The following is a 1960-nucleotide window of genomic DNA, read 5'->3' as shown; positions in this document are numbered from 1 at the left end:
ATTTGATGCCTGGCAGTGTCCTACTCTCGCATGGGGAGACCCCACACTACCATCGGCGCTACGGCGTTTCACTTCTGAGTTCGGCATGGGGTCAGGTGGGACCACCGCGCTATTGCCGCCAGGCAAATTCTGTTTTAATCAACCCGCTTCATCGCTGAAGCCAGTCAATCCAATCTGTCAACAAGCTGAATATTGTCTCGGTCTCACCAAAACACCTTCGGTGTTGTAAGGTTAAGCCTCACGGATCATTAGTACTGGTTAGCTCAATGCATCGCTGCACTTACACACCCAGCCTATCAACGTCTTAGTCTTAAACGTTCCTTCAGGGGCCTTGAAGGCCCAGGGAAGACTCATCTTGAGGCAAGTTTCGCGCTTAGATGCTTTCAGCGCTTATCTTTTCCGCACTTAGCTACCGGGCAATGCCATTGGCATGACAACCCGAACACCAGTGGTGCGTTCACTCCGGTCCTCTCGTACTAGGAGCAACCCCTCTCAATCTTCCAACGCCCACGGCAGATAGGGACCGAACTGTCTCACGACGTTCTAAACCCAGCTCGCGTACCACTTTAAATGGCGAACAGCCATACCCTTGGGACCTACTTCAGCCCCAGGATGTGATGAGCCGACATCGAGGTGCCAAACACCGCCGTCGATATGAACTCTTGGGCGGTATCAGCCTGTTATCCCCGGAGTACCTTTTATCCGTTGAGCGATGGCCCTTCCATTCAGAACCACCGGATCACTAAGACCTACTTTCGTACCTGCTCGAGCCGTCACTCTCGCAGTCAAGCTAGCTTATGCCTTTGCACTAACCTCACGATGTCCGACCGTGATTAGCTAACCTTCGTGCTCCTCCGTTACTCTTTGGGAGGAGACCGCCCCAGTCAAACTACCCACCAGACACTGTCCTCACCCCAGATTATGGGGCCGAGTTAGAACATCAAACATTAAAGGGTGGTATTTCAAGGATGGCTCCACGCAGACTGGCGTCCACGCTTCAAAGCCTCCCACCTATCCTACACATCAAGGCTCAATGTTCAGTGTCAAGCTATAGTAAAGGTTCACGGGGTCTTTCCGTCTTGCCGCGGGTACACTGCATCTTCACAGCGAGTTCAATTTCACTGAGTCTCGGGTGGAGACAGCCTGGCCATCATTACGCCATTCGTGCAGGTCGGAACTTACCCGACAAGGAATTTCGCTACCTTAGGACCGTTATAGTTACGGCCGCCGTTTACTGGGGCTTCGATCAAGAGCTTCGCCTTGCGGCTGACCCCATCAATTAACCTTCCAGCACCGGGCAGGCGTCACACCGTATACGTCCACTTTCGTGTTTGCACAGTGCTGTGTTTTTATTAAACAGTTGCAGCCAGCTGGTATCTTCGACTGGCTTCAGCTCCATCCGCAAGGGACTTCACCTACATGCCAGCGTGCCTTCTCCCGAAGTTACGGCACCATTTTGCCTAGTTCCTTCACCCGAGTTCTCTCAAGCGCCTTGGTATTCTCTACCTGACCACCTGTGTCGGTTTGGGGTACGATTTAATGTTACCTGGAGCTTAGAGGATTTTCCTGGAAGCAGGGCATCAACTACTTCTGCACCGTAGTGCATCGTCATCACGCCTCAGGGTTAGCATGCAACCGGATTTACCAGGTCACACCCCCTACACGCTTAAACCGGGACAACCGTCGCCCGGCCAGCCTAGCCTTCTCCGTCCCCCCTTCGCAGTAACACCAAGTACAGGAATATTAACCTGTTTCCCATCGACTACGCTTTTCAGCCTCGCCTTAGGGGTCGACTCACCCTGCCCCGATTAACGTTGGACAGGAACCCTTGGTCTTCCGGCGAGCGGGCTTTTCACCCGCTTTATCGTTACTTATGTCAGCATTCGCACTTCTGATACCTCCAGCAACCCTCACAGGCCACCTTCAACGGCTTACAGAACGCTCCCCTACCCAACAACGC

2 rRNA genes are annotated in these 1960 nt (G+C 53.2%); both read right to left on the bottom strand.

From position 1 onward, the window contains the following. Positions 1-7 precede the first annotated feature (7 nt). A 5S ribosomal RNA gene (gene rrf / locus ACJ8OK_RS24260) occupies positions 8-123 on the bottom strand. 104 nt (positions 124-227) lie between these two features. Continuing rightward, positions 228-1960 (bottom strand): 23S ribosomal RNA (locus tag ACJ8OK_RS24255); the annotation flags it as partial.

The organism is Serratia sp. CY71090 (assembly GCF_052166845.1).
GTDB lineage: Bacteria > Pseudomonadota > Gammaproteobacteria > Enterobacterales > Enterobacteriaceae > Serratia > Serratia nematodiphila.
This window is presented reverse-complemented; position numbering and strand designations above follow the sequence as displayed.